Annotated in this window: 16 protein-coding genes; 9 read left to right on the top strand and 7 right to left on the bottom strand. The window is 63.8% G+C overall.

What is annotated here, in order from left to right; translation table 11 throughout:
- Positions 1 to 32 precede the first annotated feature (32 nt).
- Positions 33 to 1,091, bottom strand: coding sequence for a GlxA family transcriptional regulator (locus tag Amn_RS29290; protein ID WP_286298577.1), 1,059 nt, complete (start codon positions 1,089 to 1,091; stop codon positions 33 to 35).
- A gap of 107 nt (positions 1,092 to 1,198) precedes the next feature.
- On the opposite strand from Amn_RS29290, the gene Amn_RS29285 reads away from it, so the two are divergent.
- Both Amn_RS29285 and Amn_RS29280 read left to right on the top strand, forming a co-directional pair.
- Positions 1,199 to 1,432, top strand: coding sequence for a hypothetical protein (locus tag Amn_RS29285; RefSeq protein WP_286298574.1), 234 nt, complete (start codon positions 1,199 to 1,201; stop codon positions 1,430 to 1,432).
- A 119-nt stretch (positions 1,433 to 1,551) separates the two neighbouring features.
- Positions 1,552 to 2,334 carry a DeoR/GlpR family DNA-binding transcription regulator gene (locus Amn_RS29280; protein WP_067968058.1) on the top strand — a complete coding sequence of 261 codons (783 nt, stop codon included), beginning with the start codon at positions 1,552 to 1,554 and terminating at the stop codon, positions 2,332 to 2,334.
- Positions 2,335 to 2,378: 44 nt separating this feature from the next.
- Here the strand turns inward: Amn_RS29280 and Amn_RS29275 are convergent, their stop codons facing one another.
- The gene (locus tag Amn_RS29275; RefSeq protein ID WP_286298571.1) at positions 2,379 to 3,038 is read right to left on the bottom strand and encodes a dihydrofolate reductase family protein; all 660 of its coding nucleotides are present in this window, start codon (positions 3,036 to 3,038) and stop codon (positions 2,379 to 2,381) included.
- A 218-nt stretch (positions 3,039 to 3,256) separates the two neighbouring features.
- Here Amn_RS29275 and Amn_RS29270 point away from each other — a divergent pair, with 218 nt between their 5' ends.
- Positions 3,257 to 5,734 (top strand): GcvT family protein, encoded by a 2,478-nt coding sequence (locus Amn_RS29270; protein WP_286298569.1) that lies wholly within the window; start codon positions 3,257 to 3,259, stop codon positions 5,732 to 5,734.
- 60 nt (positions 5,735 to 5,794) lie between these two features.
- Here Amn_RS29270 and Amn_RS29265 read toward each other — a convergent pair whose 3' ends face one another.
- Both Amn_RS29265 and gstA read right to left on the bottom strand, forming a co-directional pair.
- Positions 5,795 to 6,124 (bottom strand): DMT family transporter, encoded by a 330-nt coding sequence (locus Amn_RS29265; RefSeq protein WP_067968053.1) that lies wholly within the window; start codon positions 6,122 to 6,124, stop codon positions 5,795 to 5,797.
- A 2-nt stretch (positions 6,125 to 6,126) separates the two neighbouring features.
- Positions 6,127 to 6,753 (bottom strand): glutathione transferase GstA, encoded by a 627-nt coding sequence (gene gstA, locus Amn_RS29260; protein ID WP_154384357.1) that lies wholly within the window; start codon positions 6,751 to 6,753, stop codon positions 6,127 to 6,129.
- A 137-nt stretch (positions 6,754 to 6,890) separates the two neighbouring features.
- Between gstA and Amn_RS29255 the strand changes: the two genes are divergently transcribed.
- Together Amn_RS29255 and Amn_RS29250 are read left to right on the top strand one after the other, a co-directional pair.
- On the top strand, positions 6,891 to 7,799 hold the full coding sequence (locus Amn_RS29255) for a LysR family transcriptional regulator (RefSeq protein ID WP_067968047.1): 909 nt from the start codon (positions 6,891 to 6,893) through the stop codon (positions 7,797 to 7,799).
- Between the two features lie 114 nt (positions 7,800 to 7,913).
- Positions 7,914 to 8,291 (top strand): YciI family protein, encoded by a 378-nt coding sequence (locus tag Amn_RS29250; protein WP_067968045.1) that lies wholly within the window; start codon positions 7,914 to 7,916, stop codon positions 8,289 to 8,291.
- 24 nt (positions 8,292 to 8,315) lie between these two features.
- Here Amn_RS29250 and Amn_RS29245 read toward each other — a convergent pair whose 3' ends face one another.
- The 3 genes from Amn_RS29245 to Amn_RS29235 all read right to left on the bottom strand — a co-directional run bounded on the left by Amn_RS29245 (position 8,316) and on the right by Amn_RS29235 (position 10,508).
- On the bottom strand, positions 8,316 to 8,483 hold the full coding sequence (locus Amn_RS29245) for a hypothetical protein (RefSeq protein ID WP_169808396.1): 168 nt from the start codon (positions 8,481 to 8,483) through the stop codon (positions 8,316 to 8,318).
- A 193-nt stretch (positions 8,484 to 8,676) separates the two neighbouring features.
- On the bottom strand, positions 8,677 to 9,579 hold the full coding sequence (locus tag Amn_RS29240) for a YeeE/YedE thiosulfate transporter family protein (protein WP_286298562.1): 903 nt from the start codon (positions 9,577 to 9,579) through the stop codon (positions 8,677 to 8,679).
- Positions 9,580 to 9,638: 59 nt separating this feature from the next.
- Complete coding sequence (locus Amn_RS29235) at positions 9,639 to 10,508, bottom strand: LysR substrate-binding domain-containing protein (RefSeq protein ID WP_182575074.1); 870 nt, start codon at positions 10,506 to 10,508, stop codon at positions 9,639 to 9,641.
- A 142-nt stretch (positions 10,509 to 10,650) separates the two neighbouring features.
- Here Amn_RS29235 and Amn_RS29230 point away from each other — a divergent pair, with 142 nt between their 5' ends.
- The 4 genes from Amn_RS29230 (at position 10,651) to phnY (ending at position 16,430) form a co-directional block, all read left to right on the top strand.
- Positions 10,651 to 12,318, top strand: a complete 1,668-nt coding sequence (locus Amn_RS29230) for a Na/Pi cotransporter family protein (RefSeq protein ID WP_286298557.1) — start codon at positions 10,651 to 10,653, stop codon at positions 12,316 to 12,318.
- Between the two features lie 133 nt (positions 12,319 to 12,451).
- Complete coding sequence (locus Amn_RS29225) at positions 12,452 to 13,672, top strand: 2-aminoethylphosphonate--pyruvate transaminase (protein ID WP_286298556.1); 1,221 nt, start codon at positions 12,452 to 12,454, stop codon at positions 13,670 to 13,672.
- Between the two features lie 30 nt (positions 13,673 to 13,702).
- Positions 13,703 to 14,959 carry a phosphonoacetate hydrolase gene (gene phnA / locus Amn_RS29220; RefSeq protein ID WP_286298551.1) on the top strand — a complete coding sequence of 419 codons (1,257 nt, stop codon included), beginning with the start codon at positions 13,703 to 13,705 and terminating at the stop codon, positions 14,957 to 14,959.
- Positions 14,960 to 14,972: 13 nt separating this feature from the next.
- Positions 14,973 to 16,430 carry a phosphonoacetaldehyde dehydrogenase gene (phnY, locus tag Amn_RS29215; protein WP_286298549.1) on the top strand — a complete coding sequence of 486 codons (1,458 nt, stop codon included), beginning with the start codon at positions 14,973 to 14,975 and terminating at the stop codon, positions 16,428 to 16,430.
- The last annotated feature ends 121 nt before the right edge of the window (positions 16,431 to 16,551 follow it).

The following is a 16,551-nucleotide window of genomic DNA, read 5'->3' as shown; positions in this document are numbered from 1 at the left end:
CAGAAGATCGGTCGAGGCTTGGATCGGGACGGCTAGGCTGCCGCCGCCCGCAGTTTGCTCGGCAGGACCTTGAAGTGATCGCGGAAGCTTTTCGAGAAATGCGATGACGAAACGAAGCCGCAGGCAACCGCGACGTCCATGATCGGCATCGCCGTCAGCTCGATCAGCTGGCGCGCCTTGGCAAGCCGCAGGCCGAGATAATGCTGCCACGGCGTTGTCGCGAGATGGCGTTCGAACAGCCGTTCGATCTGGCGGCGCGACAGCGAAACCCGCTCCGAGATCTCCTCGAGCGACAGCGGCTCTTCGATGTACTTTTCCATAAGCTGGATGATGCGCAACAGCTTCTTGCCGGTGTTGCCGTAGCGCAGGCCGGGTGGCACCGACTGGCAGGCCGCGCCATCACGCCAGCGGTCGGCTGTGACGTGTTGGCAGATGCTGCGCGCCAGCTCGGTGCCGCAGCGCTCCTGCACGATGTCGATGGCGAGGTCGAAGGCCGCCAACTCACCGGCGCAGGTGATGATCTGGCCATCACGCACGAACAGCGCATCGTCGATGGCGAGGTCGTAAAAGGTCTCGGACAGCGCCGCCATCTTGCCCCAGTGGATGGTGCAACGGGCGTCACCGAGCAATCCAGCGTCGGCCAGCAGCCAGGTTGCGGTGCCCAAGGCATAGATCGGGAGTTGGGCGTGGCCGACACGGCGCAGGCAGGCGCGCAGTTCCTGCGAGCCGTGCCGTTCCACACCTTCCCCGGCGCAGATCGCCAATGCCCCCTGCGGCTCGAACGGCAGCGCCCTGGCCGCCTCGGCGAAGCTGCCGGAAACCTCAACCGAAATGCCGCTGGCGCTCGCCACCGAGCGGCCGTCGAGGCTGACGAGCTTCCAGCGGAACAGCTCGGCACCGGCGAGGGAATTCGCGAGCCGCAACGGTTCGACCAGTGACGACAGGCAGAGCTGGGAAAAGCCCTGCAAGAGCAGGATGGAGAACGCGGCAGATGCCTGCGCCACCTGGGATCGCGGCACCGGACGCTGGAAACCCACGCCCGGCCAGCGGGCTGCCACATCGAAGTCCGTGTGCTTGCTTGGCGCGTTCATGTGGCCCTCCCGGCGCATGCGGCAAGGCAGGAGTTCGACTTTTCCCAGGCCAAAACCGTCGAGGCACAAATTGGCGCAAAATAGCACAAAATGCAACATTGCGATTCTTGGCAGCGTCACTCCAGGCAGTCCTGGTTAACTGCCCGACAGCTGCCACGGGCGCAGTCACGCTCAACAGCCAGTCACGGAAAGCCGTCACCTTCGGTGACCTGGCTTTCTGCGGCGTGGCAAGGAACCAGTGGATTCTCAAGGGTGAGGAGGTGGACCTCAAGGAAATCGAGGTCAAGGCCTTCGGCCGCCGCAGCCGGGCGACGGTCGTCGAGCGCTGCGCCCACGACTAGCCAGAGCGCCGCGCGTCCGAACAGACATATGCGGCGTTCTGATGTGGCGCCACACTCCACATGCCACACATTGCAACATCTGCTTGCCATAACAGGAGCAATGCCGCCACATAGAGTGCATGTCCGACTCGCAGAACCACAGGGCGCTCGCGCCGCGCCGCCACGATGAGATCCTGAGGCGGCTGGCCACCGACGGATCGGTCGGCATCACCGAGCTCGCCGCCTTCTTCGACGTGTCGCGCGAGACCATCAGGCGCGACATGAAGTTCCTGGCCGAGCGCGGCCAGCTCGACCTCGTCCATGGCGGCGCAACCCTGTTCGAGGCGACCGAGCCGGCCCTGACCCTGCGCAGTCAGGAGAATGCCGGCGGCAAGGCGGCAATCGGCAGGGCTGCCGCAGCGCTGGTCGAGGACGGCATGGTGGTGTTCCTCGATTCCGGCACGACCACGCTCGCCGTGGCCCATGCGCTGACAGGCAAACAGAACCTGACCATCTGCACCACCAGCCTGACGATCGCTTTGCACATGTGCCGCCAGCCGCATGTGCGCGTGCACATGCTGGGCGGCGAGATCGACCCGTCGGAGGAGGCTGCCGTCGGCGTCGACGCGCTCGAAGCCATCGGCCGCTTCCGCATCGACGTCGCCTTTCTCGGTGGCGGCGCGTTGTCGCCCGACGGCGAGATCACCGACTTCACCCGCAACGGCGCCGAACAGCGCTCGCGCATGGCAGCCACCGCGGCCCGCGCCTATTTCGTGCTCGACAGCTCCAAGTTTGGCCGGCTGACGCCGCTGCGCATCCAGCGCTTCGAACTCGCCGCCGGCGTCATCGTCGACGCTCCTCCGCCCGCAGCGATGATCGAGGCGCTGGAGCGCAAGGGGCCGAAGGTGATCGTCGGGGAATAGATGGCGAAGCGCGGCGCCACGTCGCTCCGCCTTTTGCGTGAACGTCAAGTCAGCTTCCGCCGCCGCTCCAGTTCCGCCTCTGTCGGCGTCTCGAACTCGAACGAGCCGGTGACGATATCGCCGTCGCAGACATATTTGTTGACGGTCACGCCCGTGCCGGAAACCTTGGACGACACCAGTTTCAGCTTCGACGGCAGCGCCGCGTCGCCGAACAGGCGCTTGCCCTTGCCGAGCACCAGCGGAAAGATCGAGACGTTGAGCTCGTCGACGAGGTCGCTGGCGAGCAGGGTCTTGAGGAAATCGGTCGAACCCTGGGTGAGGAGGTCCGGCCCGTCTTCGGCCTTCAGCTTGCGCACGGCAGCTACCGCATCCGGGCCGAGCGAATGACTGTTCTGCCAGCCGAGCTTCAGCTCGGGGTTGCGTGTCGCCACATATTTGTTGATGCGGTCGAACAGCGGGCCGATCGGGTCGTCGGCGTCGACATAAGGCCAGTGCGCGGCGAAGATGTCCCAGGTCTTGCGCCCGAGCAGAAGGTCGAAGGGCCTGGCGAACATCCCACCCACCGCCTCGGTCATGGTCTCGTCGAAATAGGGCGCGGCCCAGCCGCCAAATGTGAAGCCGCCGATCGGATCCTCGTCCGGTCCGCCCGGCGCCTGCATGATGCCGTCGAGGCTCATGAATGCACCCACCACGATCTTTCTCATGTCATTCTCCTTCATCGCCCCTGCCGGCTTTACGTCTTCAAGACGTTCGGCGGCGGCGCGTTCCGACAGCGCCGCGAAAATTTCTGCCAGCCGCGCCACGCAGCCGCAAGGTCGCCATCAGGCGCGTGATCTAATGTGGCTATTTGTTGCATTTTGTGTTGCATTTTGTTGCGATCAAGATATGGTGACAAGCATCACCTTTGGGAGGTTCTTTCATCATGGCGCAGCAATTCCCGACGCAGGCACGCGTCGTCATCATCGGCGGTGGCATCATCGGCTGCTCGGTCGCCTATCACCTGACAAAACTCGGCTGGACCGATGTCGTGCTGCTCGAGCAGGGCCAGCTGAGTGGCGGTACCACCTGGCACGCCGCCGGCCTCGTCGGGCAACTGCGCAGCCACGCCAACATGACCAGCCTGATCAAATACTCGACCCAGCTCTACAGCGAACTCGAGGCCGAGACCGGGCTTGCGACGGGCTGGAAAAACTGCGGTTCGCTGTCGGTGGCACGCAGCGCCGACCGCATGACCGTGCTGAAGCGCACCGCCGCCTCGGCCCGCGCGCAGGGCGTTGACATCGAGGTGATTTCGGCCAGGGAAGCGCAAGAGAAATGGCCGGTGATGGCCATCGACGATCTGGTCGGCGCGGTCTGGCTGCCGGGCGACGGCAAGGCCAACCCGACCGACCTGACCCAGTCGCTGGCCAAGGGCGCGCGCAACCGCGGCGCGCGGGTCATCGAGCGTGTCCGCGTCACCGGCATCCAGACCAAAGACGGCCGGGCGACAGGTGTTTCCACCGACAAGGGAGACATCGCAGCCGAAATCGTGGTCAACTGCGCCGGACAGTGGGCGCGCAAGGTTGGCGCGATGTGCGGCGTGACGGTGCCGCTGCATTCGGCAGAGCACATGTACATCGTCACTGGCAAGATCGCGGGTGTGCATCCGGACCTGCCGGTGCTGCGTGACCCCGACGGCTACATCTATTTCAAGGAAGAGGTCGGCGGCTTGGTCATGGGCGGCTTCGAACCCGAGGCCAAGCCGTGGGGCATGAAGGGCATTCCTGACGATTTCGAGTTCGCGCTTCTGCCCGACGACTGGGACCAGTTCGAGATCCTGATGCAGAACGCGCTTATCCGCGTGCCGCAGCTGGAAACCTCAGAGGTCAAGAAATTCTACAACGGGCCCGAAAGCTTCACCGCCGACAACAACTTCATCCTCGGCGAGGCACCGGAACTGAAGAATTTCTACGTTGGCGCCGGTTTCAATTCGATGGGCATCGCCAGTGCCGGCGGCGCCGGCCGGGCGCTGGCCGAGTGGATCGTCAATGGTGCAGCGACCATGGACCTGTGGCCGGTCGATATCAGGCGCTTTGCCGGCTTCAACAACAATCCGCGCTGGCTGCACGACCGCGTCAAGGAAACGCTCGGCCTGCACTACGCCATGCCCTGGCCGAACCGAGAGCTCGACACCGCCCGTCCCTTCCGTCGCTCCGCGCTGTACGACCGGCTCGCCGCGAAGGGCGCCTGCTTCGGCTCCAAGATGGGCTGGGAGCGCGCCAACTGGTTCGCCGCCCAAGGTGAGAAGCCCGAGACGCAATACGCCTTCGGCAAGCAGAACTGGCATGAGGCGGTGAAGCGCGAGATGAAGGCCACCCGCGAGGCATCAGGCATTTTCGACCAGACCTCGTTTGCCAAGATTTTGGTGCAGGGCCGCGACGCAGCGCGAGTGCTCAACCGCATCTGCGCAGCCGATATCGACGTCGAGATCGGTCGCTCGATCTACACCGGCCTGCTCAACGAGCGCGGCGGCTATGAGAGCGATCTTACCGTGATGCGTCTCGGCCGCGACAAGTTCTTGCTCGTCACCGGCTCGGCCCAGGCGGTGCACGATGCCGACTGGATTTCAAAGAACGTCCCCGAGGACGCGCATGTAACGCTGACCGACGTCACCTCGTCTTATGCCGTGCTGGCGCTGATGGGACCACGCTCGCGCGACATCCTGGCCAAGCTGACTTCGGCCGATCTTTCCAATACCGGCTTCCCCTTTGCCACCATCCGCGAGATCGACATCGGCTATGCCACCGCCTACGCCAACCGCATGACCTATGTCGGCGAGCTTGGCTGGGAGCTGATCGTGCCGACCGAATTCGCCATCGGCGTCTATGAGGCGCTGCACGAAGCGGGCCGCGAGCATGGCCTTGCCGACTGCGGCTACTATGCGCTGGAAGCGCTGCGTATCGAGAAGGGCTTCCGCGCCTGGAGCCGCGAGCTGACGCCCGATATCACCCCGTACGAGGCCGGCCTCGCCTTCGCCGTGTCGATGGACAAGCCTAACGGCTTCATCGGCAAGGAGGCGCTGGTCGCCGCCAAGGCCAAGGGCAAGCTCACCCGCCGCATCGTACAATTCACGGTGGACGATGCGGCACCCATGCTCTGGGGCGGTGAACTGATCCTGCGCGACGGCAAACCAGTCGGCGAAGTGCGCTCGGCTGCTTACGGCCACACGCTCGGCCGCTCGGTGGCGCTCGGCCTGCTGCACAACGAGGCCGGCATCGACAAGGACTTCATCGAAAGCGGCCGCTTCGAGATCGACCTTGCCGGTGAACGCTACACGGCAACGGCTCATCTCAAGGCGCCCTACGATCCCAAATCCGAGCGCGTGAAGGCCGACAGCACGGAACTGCACGAAGCTGCCTGATCATTCCCAGACCCCTCCCCCGACTGCCCCTCCCGCCGCGGGAGGGGCTTTTCTTTTGCGTCAGGCTTCCGCCAGCTTCAGCATGGCGATGCCGGCAAGCACGACAATGACGCCACCCAGCTTCAACGGCCCAAGCGTCTCGCCGAACAACACGACGCCCATAATGACCGTGCCGGCTGCGCCAAGACCGGTCCACACCGCATAGGCGGTGCCGACGGGCAGGACCTGAATTACCTTGCCAAGCAGATAGACGAAGGCTGCCAGCAGAAGCACCGAGACCACCGTCCAACCGGGCCGAGTGTAGCCTTCGGCATGTTTCATCGACACCGCCCAGGCAACGTCGAGCACGCCCGCCACCACCAGAAGCGCCCAGGCAAGTCCCTGGCCCATGGTCAGGCCGCGAGCTTCATGCCTTCGGCCCGCATCGCGTCGCGCACCTTGGGCCGCGCGCCGACACGATCCATGTAGGCGCGCAGTTGCGGGAACGCGGAGAGGTCGACCTTGGCATAGGCGGACCAGCCGACAATGGTGAAGAGATAGGCGTCAGCGGCGGTGAAGGTCTCGCCCATCAGATAGAGGCCGCTGCGCTCCAGATGGCGTTCGACATAAGCCAGACGTTCGGTGATCTTGCCGCGCGCCACCTCCTGCGCCTGAACGCCATATTCGGGGTGGAACAGCCACGGGCTGTACATCTTGTGCAGTTCGGTGGCTACGAAGTTGAGCCAAGACTGCAACTGGTAACGCTCGCGCGTGCCGGCCGCCGGTGCCAGCCCGATTTCCGGCTTAAGATCGGCAAGATACTGCACGATCGCTGCCCCCTCGGTGAGGAGCGAGCCGTCGTCGAGTTCGAGCACCGGCACATAGGCGTTCGGGTTCACCGTGGTGAAGTCATTTCCGGCGCCGGTGACATGCGGCTTCCTGAAGATGTCGACGCGCTCGATGTCGAGTGGAATGCCGGCCTCCAGCGCCACGATGTGTGGCGAGAGCGAGCAGGTCCCGGTGGCATAGTAGAGTTTCATGGTCTGTCCTCTTGGGTTCTGACCTGACGGTCGTTGCTTCAGGGGACAATCTAGAGCTTGCGATCTGGCAACGCTCATTGGCATTTTGCCAACCACGCTTGCATGACTGCAAAGATACGAAGTGCTAGAACATCTGCATGGAAGACTGGAATGAACTCAGGCTGGTGCTCGCCGTGGCCCGTGCTGGCAGCCTCACCTCAGCCGCAGCATTGCTCGGCATCGACCACTCGACGGTGTTTCGCAGGCTCAACGGGCTCGAACAGAAGCTGGCGGTGCGGGTGTTCGAGCGCCTGCCCGGCGGCATCTACCAACTGACACCGGCAGGCGAGCGCATGGCGGCGGCTGCCGAGCGCATGGAGGACGAGGCGCTGGCGCTGGCACGCGACATCGCTGGCGCCGATGGCCGCCTGTCCGGGCGGCTGCGCGTCACCTCGTCGGAAACGCTCGCCTACTCCAGGCTGACCAAGCATCTGGCCGGGTTCCGCGCCGTGCATCCCGGCATCGTTGTCGAACTGGCCATCGAGAACCGTGTTCTCAGCCTGTCGCGTCGCGAGGCCGACGTGGCGCTCAGGCCGATCCGGCCCAGGGAAGGCGACCTCTGGGGCCGCAAGCTTGCCGGCGTCGCCTGGACCTTCTTTGCCTCGCCGGCTTATCTCGACGCCCATGATGGCGCGATCCGCGACACAGCGGCGCTCGGACCGCATGCCCTTGTCGGCTGGGAGGAGACGGCGGGTGGCATCACGGCCGCAGACTGGCTGGACCGCAACGTTCCGGCCGAACGTTTCGTCTACCGCACCAACAGCCTGGTCAACCAGTCGGTGGCGGCCCGGGCCGGCATCGGCCTGGCACTCCTGCCTTGTTATCTCGGCGACGGCGAGCCGGGGTTGGTGCGCGCGCTGGCCCGGCCGATCGAAGAACTCGCCGGCGAACTCTGGATCGTCACCCATCAGGACCTCAAGGGCACGGCGCGTGTCCGTGCCTTCTTCGACGTCGTCGGCGAGGGATTGGCTCGCGAGCGCGAGCTTTTCGAAGGCATACGCATGTGATCGGCTGCCGTCCTGCCAAGACGGCGACCGGACAGCTTTTGACACTTGCAGTCAGCATCAAACAATGGCTCGCTTGTCCGCAATCGGAAGGTGCGGAAGAAGAGAGGAACAACCATGCTGTATGCCATCCTGGCCTATCACGCCGAGGGCGTTGTCGAATCCTGGACCGAGGAAGAAGACGCCGCACTTATGGAGGACCTGCTTGAGGTCAATGATCGTCTCGTCGGCGAAAAGCATCTGGGACCGGCAGCGCGCCTCGGGCCAACCGAAAGCGCGGTCACACTGCGGGGAAAGGGACTTGGACTGGTCACCGACGGTCCGTTCGCCGAGACGAAGGAGCAGCTTCTCGGTTTCTACGTGGTGGACTATCCCAGCATGGACGGCGCGGTGGCCGCGGCACGCGAGCTGCGTTCCGCCAACCCGACCGCGGTTTACGAAATACGGCCGATCTTGCTCTATGTTCCCGGCGCTGCGATCGCCGTCGACGGCTAGCAGGCATTCTCCTCCGGTTCCGCCTCAGGCCTGCGCTGTCAGGCATTCGGTGATCGTCTGACGTCCGGCTCCCGCCATGGTCTGCAGGGCACGGCGCACACCCGGCGTCTGCATGTCTCCCGCGCCAAGGACCCGGGCAACGAGGCATGCGCTCAGGGCCAAAAGCTGGAGGAAGGTTGATGCCGTTTTCATAGCCATCGCCAGTCAATAGCGACCTGCCCGAAGCCCGGAGGCTTCGGCACATGGTTCGGTTGCTTGGGTCTGCGAATGTTCGGATGGCGGCCGATTGCCGATCTGATCCGAAGTCAGATAATTCCTAGCATGAAATCTTGTTTCACACCAGAGAAAATTTTTGCAAAGTGTTGAACCTGGAACCGCCAGATCGCTAAGACCATGCCTGGGCCGGTGAGCCAATCGTCCGAACAAGAACTGCAACCGATATGGCAAACAGCAGATAGGCAAGCGCCGCCTCCTGGGCGCCTATGGGTAGCCCCACCAGCAGTAGCGTGTCGTTGCCACCAGGGATAAGCACTGCCCCGCTTCCCATCAGCGTCCCTCCGACGAGGCGGCGAAGCGCGCCGCGGAGGCTTGGCCATTTGATCCTGGTGCGGCCTCTCTCCAACCAGCGACTGCCAACGCTGCCGGCAAACATTGCCACGGTAATGGCTATGGATGCCAATGGAAGCGATTGAGCATGCGACAGCGCGATGGACCAGCCAGGTTTGAGCAAGACGATCGTGGCGTAGGCCACGCCAGTGGTCAGCATGGCGCATGTCATCTTGAGATATGCCGTGACGTTGTTTCGCTGGATCACAAAACGGAGGAGGGCAAAACCGACCAGCATCGACAGGGTGACTGGCGCGGCAACCTGAAGAGACATTGACGACGTCATCACTGCGGGCAACAGATTTGCAAGGCTTGCTACAGTCGAGACCGCATACATGCCAAGGAATGTGAAGCCGAACTGGGTATCGCCATTGCCAAGATGGCCGACGCTGCCGAAAGCGCAGGCGCCGTTCACGAAAGCCCCGACGCCGAAGATCACGCCGCCGGTTGCGGTGTAGGCCAACGCCGACCAATGCGCCTGCGGTCCGGACGTCATTTGCCAGGCCGCGTAGGTGAGCGCGCCCCAGAGCGTGCATTCGAAGAATGCTACGAAACGCGCCGGTTTGCGCTCCTGGATCAGTTCGGTGATCGCGATCACCGCGCAGGTCGAGCCACGGTTAAGGGCAAAACCGAGCGAAAAGGCCAGCGACAGCAGCAGCAGCGAGAGGACGATGATCTCCAAGACGGGCAGGCCTCCCAGGCTGGTGGGCAAGACAGCCTAGCACAGGTCGCTAGCGATGCTCATCCCGTAGCCATCGACCTAGCGATATCGAGGAAGACCCGCACCAGCTTGCCGCCGCTGCGCTCCTTGAGGCAGATCAGTGCTTCGTCCATCAGCATTTCGGGCGCAGCGATCGGGATCTGGACCAGTCGGACGTCCTGTCCGAACTCTGCCGCCGATACGAAGCCGACACCGGCGCCCGAGGCGACGATCTCGCGCACCGCCTCGCGGCCTTCCGCCTCGATCGCCGGCTTGAATTCGTAACCCTCCTTCGAAGCGAGGTCCTCCAGCTTGGCGCGGGTTTTCGAGCCGCGTTCGCGCATCACCAGCGGCAGCAAGGACAGTTCGTGCAGCGACAGCGACTTGGCTGTCGCCAGCGGATGATCGGTCGAGACGAATGCTATGATCGGCGTCGAATTGAGCTTGACGATCTCGAAATCGCGGCCGGTCGGAATTTCGCCGAGCACGCCGATATCGGCTTCGTAGCTGTAGAGGCTGGAAATGACCGTCTCGGTATTGCCAGCGCGGACCGAGACCTGGATACCGGGATATTTCTGGCGGAATTGGCCGAGAATGTGCAGCAGATGGTGGGCGGCGTCCGCGACGATGCGCAGCGTGCCTGAGCGCAGCGCGCGGGATTCCGACAAGAGCTCGAGTGCTTGCTGTTCCGTGTCGAACATGCGCCGCGTGATTTCGAGCAGTTGGAGGCCCGACGCCGTCGGCGTCACCTGCTTCTTGTGACGGTTGAACAGGAGCACGTCATACTCTTCCTCCAGCTTGCGCACCTGGTCGGAGATGGCCGGCTGGGTGAGAAACAGCATCTCGGCGGCGCGCGAAAAACCGCCGCACACCGCGACATAGTGGAAAGCCCTGAGCTGCACGTAGCGCATGTCTGATCCCTGATATCAGAGCAGACTAGCAATAAACTGGAGCGATAGAAACATCGAAACTAACGATTTGATTTATGGCCTGACATGCCGAGGATAGGGCAGGCGCCACCCTTGCGCGCCGCGCGTTGGGAGGCACGGCACCATGCATCTTCTGTATATCCTGCTGCAGCTGGCAGGCGCCATCATGCTTCTGCTGTGGGCCGTGCGCATGGTGCGCACCGGCGTCGAGCGCGCCCATGGCGTATTTCTACGCGAGGCGCTGCGTGGCGCCACCAAAGGCCGGGTGCGTGCGGCGGCTGCCGGCACCGTGCTTGCCGTCATGTTGCAGAGTGCGACGGCCGTTGCAGTGCTCGCCGCGGGTTTCGCTGCAACCGGCGTGATGACCGTCTCCGGCGGGCTTGCCGTCATGCTGGGCGCCGATGTCGGCTCTGCGCTGGTGGTGCAGGCGCTGTCTTTCGACCTCAGCTGGCTGGTGCCGTTGCTGCTGTTCGCCGGCGCCACGATGTTCCTCAAGGTCGAGGCCCGGATCGTCAAGCAGACCGGGCGCACGCTGCTCGGCATCGCCTTCATCCTGATCTCGCTGCGTATGGTCGGCGAAGCGACCGCACCGATGCGTCACAGCGCCTTGCTGCCGATGGCGATCGACTATCTGCGCGGCGATCCGGTGACGGCCTTCGGCGCAGCTGCCCTGTTCACCTGGCTGATCCACTCCAGTGTCGCCTCGGTGCTCTTGTTCATGTCGATGGCAGCCCAAGGCGTGCTGCCGGCAGAGGTGGCGCTGCCGATGATCCTCGGCGTCAATCTCGGCGCCGGGCTCGTCGCCGTCGGCTTGACCCGTGGCCAGGCAATCGATTCCAGACGCATCCCGCTGGGCAACCTGATCTTCCGAGCAACGGCAGCGGTCGCAATTCTGGTTGGCTTGCAGGCGGCTACTCTGCCGATGGCTTGGTTCGGCGAGACGGCCGCCCGGCAGGTGGTCAACATGCACCTCGCCTTCAACCTCGCTTTGCTGGTTGCCTGCCTTCCTTTCACGGCTGTCATGGAGAAGCTGGCGCGGCTGATCCTGCCCGACGCGCCGGCAGCCGAAGAAACATTCGACCTGATGTCGCGGCGCAAGAGCGCGCTCGACCGCACCGTCATCAAGATGCCTGGCGTGGCGCTGGCGAGCGCCACCCGCGAGGTGCTGCGCATGGCCGAAACGGTGGAGATCATGCTGCGGCCTGTCATGGAGCTGTTCGAAAGCGGCGACAAGGCACGCGTGGCACAGTTGCGTCGGCTCGACGAGGAGGTCAACCGCGCCCACACCGACATCAAGCTCTACATCGCCGAGGTCAATCGCGGCACGATGAGCCAGGACGAGGCGCGGCGCGGCATCGAACTGACCGACCTCGCCATCAATCTCGAACATGCCGGCGACATCATCGCCAAGAACCTTTTGGTACTGGCCGAGGAGAAGAGCGACAAGAGGCTGAGCTTCTCGAGGGAAGGCTGGTCGGAGCTGACGGCCCTGCATGACCGGGTTCTGGCCAACATGCAGATTGCCATGAACGTTCTGGTGTCGGGCGACCTCGAAGCGGCGCGCCAGCTGGTGGTCGAGAAGGAACGCATGCGCAAGCTTGAGCGCGACAGCCATGAACGCCACCTGAAGCGCCTGCAATCGGGTACGGTGCAGAGCATCGAGACCAGCGACATCCATCTCGAAGCGGTGCGGGCGCTGAAGGAATTCAACTCGCTGCTGGTATCCGTCGCCTACCCGATCCTGACCCAGAGCGGCGACCTCTTGGAAAGCCGGCTGGCCAAGACGGCCTGAGCGAATTTGCCCGTGTCATCCAAACATCATTACCCAGACTTATCATTGGATACGAAATAACGATTGTACATATGGATCAGGGGATTCCAAGGTGAGCCATAGGCAATCTCAGGATGACGGCGAGGAGACGAAAATGCTGTCCGAACATAAGCTTGCGGCTCAGGCCACCTTCCCTGCTCCGGCCCCCCTCCCTGCTCCGGCATTGGGTGAACCCTATTTGCTCACCCCCGGGCCGTTGACCACCTCCTATGCCGTCAAGCAAGCGATGCTGCGCGACTGGGGCTCATGGGACGGCGACTTCCGGGCGATGACATCAGAGATGCGCCAGCGGCTGCTCGCCATGCTCGGCGACGGAAACGGCGAGTTCGATTGCGTGCCGATGCAAGGCAGCGGCAGCTTCGCCGTCGAGGCGATGCTCGGCTCGTTCGTGCCGCGTGACGGCAAGGCGCTGGTGCTGGTCAATGGCGCCTACGGCCAGCGCATCGTCCAGACGCTCGGCTATCTCGGCCGCGACCACGTCGCCATCGACAAGGGCGACTACATGCCGCCGCGCGGTGATGAGGTGGCTGCAGCCCTCGACGCCGACCCTGCCATCACCCACGTCATCCTGGTCCATTGCGAGACCAGCTCCGGCATCCTCAACCCGGTCGCCGAGATCTCCGAGACCGTCTACGCCAAGGGCCGCAAGTTCCTGGTCGACTCGATGAGCGCCTTTGGTGCCATCCCGCTCGAAGTCGGCGACGTGCGCTACGAGGCCATGGTGTCTTCCGCCAACAAATGCATCGAGGGCGTACCCGGCTTCGGCTTCATCATCGCCCGCAAGAGTGAGCTCGAAGCCGCAAAGGGCCGCAGCCACTCGCTCAGCCTCGACGTGCATGCCCAGTGGGCGCACATGAACAAGACCGGCCAGTGGCGCTACACTCCGCCGACGCATGTGGTTGCTGCCTTCCTCGAGGCGCTGCGCCAACACGAGGCCGAAGGCGGTGTCGCCGGCCGCGGCGCCCGCTACACCAGGAATCGCGACGTCATGGTGGCTGGCATGCGCGAACTCGGCTTCGAGACGCTGCTCAAGGACCGCTGGCTGTCGCCGATCATCGTCACCTTCTTCTGCCCGGCCCATCCGGACTTCGCCTTCGACCGCTTCTATGAGCTGATGAAGGAAAAGGGCTTCATCATCTATCCGGGCAAGCTGACCGTGGTGGACAGCTTCCGCGTCGGCTGCATCGGGCGGATGGACGAGCATGTCATGCGCAAGGTCGTCGAGGCCGCCGGCCAGTCCCTGCGTCAGATGGGCGTCGACACCGCTGCTCCCCCCGCAGCCGCCATCGCCGAGCGCGCCAAGCTCGCCGCCTGATAACAAGAAGATCACAAAGGACCCCTCCCAATGAACAAGATGACCACGATCAACGTCAGCGCCAACGGCCGCAACTACGAATGGCCGCGCGTGCCGGCAATCGCCATCTGTCTCGACGGCTGCGAGCCGGCCTATCTCGACGAAGCGATCAAGGCGGGCCTGATGCCGAACCTGGTGAAGATCCGCGCCAACGGCACCGAGCGTACCGCCCACAGCGTCATTCCGAGCTTCACCAACCCCAACAACCTGTCGATCGCCACCGGCCGTCCGCCGGCAGTGCACGGCATCTGCGGCAACTACCTCTACGAGCGCGAGACCGGCAAGGAAGTGATGATGAACGACCCGCGCTTCCTGCGCGCGCCGACCGTCTTCCAGGCCTTCTACGATGCCGGCGCCCGCGTCGCCGTGGTCACCGCCAAGGACAAGCTGCGGGCGCTTCTCGGCAGCGGCCTGAAGTTCGACGACGGCCGCGCCATCTGCTTCTCGTCTGAGAAGTCCGATGTCTCGACAAAGGCCGAACACGGCATCGACAATGCGTCGGCCTGGCTCGGCAAGCCGGTGCCTGAGGTCTATTCGGCCGAACTGTCGGAGTTCGTCTTTGCCGCCGGCGTCAAGCTGCTGAAGGAATTCAAGCCTGACGTGATGTACCTGACAACGACCGACTATGTGCAGCACAAATATGCACCCGGCGTGCCACAGGCCAACGCCTTCTACGAGATGTTCGACAAGTATCTCGGCGAACTCGACGCGCTCGGTGCTGCCATCGTCATCACCGCCGATCACGGCATGAAGCCCAAGCACAAGGCCGACGGCACCCCTGACGTGGTCTATGTCCAGGACCTGCTCGACGAGTGGCTCGGCAAGGACGCAGCGCGCGTCATCCTGCCGATCACCGATCCTTATGTCGTCCATCACGGCGCGCTCGGCTCGTTTGCCACCGCCTACCTGCCCGAGGGTGCAGACCAGGCCGGCATCATGAAGCGCCTCGCCGCCATCGAGGGCATCGACGTCGTCATCGACAACGCCACGGCCTGCGAACGCTTCGAACTGCCCTCCGACCGCATCGGCGACATCGTTCTGGTGTCCACCGAAAACAAGACCATCGGCACCAGCGAACACCGCCACGACCTCGCAGCCCTCAACGAGCCGCTGCGATCGCATGGCGGCCTGACCGAGCAGGCAGTGCCGTTCATCGTCAACCGCAAGCTTGAGACGCTGCCCAACGAGCCGGTTCTGCGCAACTTCGATGCGTTCTATTATGCCGCGCTTGCCGCAGCACAGGCCTGAGGGAGGACCAACCATGGTCAAGGCTGAAACGACGTTCAAGGTGCGCCACGAGCCGATGCGCATCGCCGGACGCAAGGTCGATGCCGACGGCGTCGTCAACGTCCACTATCCCTACACCGATGCCGTCATCGGCACGGTACCCGCGGGCCGTGCCGAGCACGCCCGCCAGGCCTTCGAAATCGCGGCCAACTACAAGCCGAAGCTGACGCGCTACGAGCGTCAGCAGATCCTGTTCCGCACGGCCGAAGCGCTTGCCGCGCGCAAGGAAGAGATCTCCGACATCATCACGCTGGAGCTCGGCATCTCCAAGGCCGACTCCCTCTATGAGGTCGGCCGCGCCTATGACGTGTTCACGCTGTCGGCGCAGATGTGCATCCAGGATGACGGCCAGATCTTTTCCTGTGATCTGACGCCACATGGAAAAGCGCGGAAAATCTTCACCACCCGCGAGCCGCTGCGGGCGATCTCGGCGATCACCCCCTTCAACCACCCGCTCAACATGGTGGCACACAAGGTGGCACCGGCAATCGCCACCAACAACTGCGTCGTCGTCAAGCCGACGGAACTCACGCCGATGACGGCGCTGATCCTCGCCGACATCCTCTACGAGGCCGGCCTGCCGCCTGAGATGCTGTCTGTCGTGACCGGCATGCCCGCCGACATCGGCGCCGAGATGATCACCAATGACAACATTGAGCTGATCACCTTCACCGGCGGCGTGCCCGTCGGCAAGCTGATCTCCCGCACCGCCGGCTACAAGCGCCAGGTGCTGGAACTCGGCGGCAACGACCCGCTGATCATCCTCAACGACCTGTCGGACGACGATCTCGCCAAGGCGGCCGATCTCGCCGTGGCAGGTGCCACCAAGAACTCGGGCCAGCGCTGCACGGCGGTGAAGCACATCCTGTGCCAGGAAAGCGTCGCCGACCGCTTCGTGCCGATGGTGCTCGAGCGGGCGAAGAAGATCAGGTTCGGCGATCCGATGGACCGCTCGACCGATCTCGGCACCGTGGTGCACGAGAAGGCCGCCGCACTCTTCGAAAAGCGCGTCTACATGGCCGCCGAACAGGGTGCTGAAGTGCTCTACGACCCCGGCCGCAAGGGCGCGCTGTTGCCGCCCATCGTCATCGACCGCGTGCCGCATACGTCCGAGCTGGTGATGGAAGAGACCTTCGGGCCGATCATCCCGATCGTGCGCGCGCCCGACAATGACGACGAGCTGATCGCACTGTCCAACTCCACCGCCTTCGGCCTGTCGTCGGGTGTCTGCACCAACGACTTCCGCCGCATGCAGAAATACATCGCCGGCCTGCAGGTCGGCACGGTGAATATCTGGGAGGTCCCGGGATATCGCATCGAGATGTCGCCATTTGGCGGGATCAAGGACTCGGGCAATGGCTACAAGGAAGGCGTCATCGAAGCGATGAAGAGCTTCACCAACGTCAAGACCTTCTCTTTGCCGTGGGCCTGAGCCTTGTCTTGAGCCGGCAAATCAGATGAGTGTCGATGAGGGAGCCTGGTGCTCCCTCATTTGCTTGGAGGGGAAATGCTGTTGCCTAACGCCGGCTCGTACTCGACCGGGACACTACCCT

It is taken from the genome of Aminobacter sp. Y103A, assembly GCF_030294925.1.
Taxonomy (GTDB): domain Bacteria; phylum Pseudomonadota; class Alphaproteobacteria; order Rhizobiales; family Rhizobiaceae; genus Aminobacter; species Aminobacter ciceronei.
Note: the sequence above shows the minus strand (reverse complement) of the source record. Positions and strands in the feature narration are given on the sequence as shown.